The 2,215-nt window shown below is 66.6% G+C and carries 1 pseudogene; it reads right to left on the minus strand.

From position 1 onward, the window contains the following. Positions 1-1,652, minus strand: a pseudogene (locus ABT116_RS43310) (DNRLRE domain-containing protein); the annotation flags it as partial. Positions 1,653-2,215 lie beyond the last annotated feature (563 nt).

A 2,215-nucleotide genomic window follows, 5' to 3' on the forward strand; every position in this document is an offset into this window, starting at 1 on the left:
ACGTCGAAGGTCTCGAAGGCGTCCCGGCAGCCGGACTTGTAGCCGTGCGCGAAGCTCTTCGTCGCCAGTTTGTTGCCGTCGTGGAGCTTGGGGGCGTTCTTCCAGTTGGTGTGGGAGTCGATCTCTCCGGTGAGGTGCACGCTCATCGAACGGGCGCTGCAGGACCAGGAGTAGGACTCCAGCAGCCGCAGCTTGGCTTTGGTGATCTTCGTGCCCTTGAGGTCCTTGTCGAAGGAGATGTTGAAGAACGAGCGGGAGGTGCCCCAGGTGTCGGACTCGAAGCCGACGCGCGCCTCGTGGGTGCCGCCCTTGTTGAAGCCCTTGCCGTTGTAGAACGTGGCGTTGGGGTGGCGGTTGTAGGCGGTGGTCCAGTCCTGGGTGTGCTTTTTGACGGACGGGTCTATGAACACCGGATACGTGGTGGCCGGGTCGTCGAGGAAGCCCTTGTCCGGTGTGAGTTTCCACTGTCCGGTGGACAGGTCCGCCTCGACGAGTTCACCCCGGGAGTCGGGAGAAGGACCCTCCAGAGAGGGCAGAGCGAGCGTCGCGGCGGAACCCGACTGAGACGGTGCCGGAGTCGGCTCAGCCGGCGCGGAGGGCAGCGGCGACTCGGCAGGTTCAGGGGCAGAATTGTCGCTCGCCGAAGGGAGCGCCTCGACGTCCGTGTCGCTCTGCTCGTCGGACTCGACAGCTTCCTCTTCGGCGGTCGGGGACGGACTGTCGTCCGGAAGCCCGCCTGTGTCCGCCGGGTCGGGGGTCTCGGACCCGGTCGGTTGGGCCGTCGCTCCGACCCCGCCATCGGTGACGGCCGGCTGCCCGCTGCTGTCCCACATCAGTGGTGTGGGCGACATCGCGACTTCTTCGTCATCGGCGTTCTCGGCGCTGACGATTCCGGTCACCGGGTCAAGACGGAAAGTCAGCTGGGCGGAATGCAGGCCGTACACCAACTGCCGGACACGCTGGTCGGATGCCGCCTGACGATTCTTCAGCACCATCAGCTGACCGAAGCCGTCGTCGTCGGCGGTGAGCACGAGGTCCCCGCCGGGGAAGATCTCGGGATAGAGCGCACGGTTGCCGTCGATGATGGGGGTCGGGACGGGGCCGGGCCAGGTGAGCTGGATCTTGTACTCGCCACCGGCGCCGACATACAGAGTGACCAGAGGATTTTCCGTGGCGTCAGCGGCTGTCTGCCGTACCAGGGACACGCGTCGCACCGTGGAGCGGGAGGCCCGCTGCCCGCCCTGTCCCCCGGACCCGGGCGAAAACACCATGCGGGTGTTGGTGGCCTTCGGCTCCCACCCGCTCCCCGTGCGGCGCAGATTCGGATCGATCTTCCTCCACTCGCCGCCCACTTTGGCGCGCATGGGCGTGGAGTGGAGCTGTTTGGCCATCAAGCCGTCCGGCCGGGCCCACGTCGTGGAACGGGCGGTGCGGTCGGCCGTGACCTCTACGGGCTTCCCGGTCCGCGCCGCCTGCTTGAGGGCGTCGGCTTCCGTGACGGTGCTCGAGCCCGACCGGTGGTCGCGGTCGTCCTGAGCGGGACCGCCGTCCAGTCGTAGTCCCGCGTAGAGGATGCCGGTCGCGGCGACTGCGGTGGCGAGCAGTGCCACACCGCCTCGACGGCCGGGCCTCGAGCGCCAGTTGCGCGTCATCGGGCGGGTTCCCCTTCCCCCTAGTCCCCCTCGGTACCGGCGCGCGACAGGGCGCAGCCGGGCCAGCCGATGATGACCTATGAGGAATCCGTCGTCACCCTGTGGAGATTTCCGGGGGCCGGATTGAGGAACGTGGCCCCGTATCCCGTAAGGAAAGGAGGGGTGGCTCGCGGTGCGGTGAACGCCACGTCAACGGCTCCCCGTAAAGGCCGCGAAGCGCTCAAACCGGGGCCATGCGCGCGAGCAATTGCTGTGCAATGACTTAGTTCATGCCAAGACTCGGATATGAGCCGAGTGTTCCATCGTGAAGCTCTTTCCGCTTTGGTCTGCATTCATCGTGCAACAACCCGCTACCTTCCGTGATGATGATCACAGCGGAGCGTCATCTCTGGCTTTCCTTCACAGCGTGATCACAGAATCTTCCGCTGTCTGATACGTCGTCACGCGTGGTCCGTCGCCGGTCCCGCTTCCAGTGGTCCGGGGGGCCCCGCCGTGTTCGGTCGACCTTCGCATGCCCGCAAGCCTCGCCTGGCGCTGACCGCCGTGCCGGTGACCGCTGCCGC

It is taken from the genome of Streptomyces sp. NPDC002130, from assembly GCF_040296465.1.
Classification (GTDB): Bacteria; Actinomycetota; Actinomycetes; order Streptomycetales; family Streptomycetaceae; genus Streptomyces.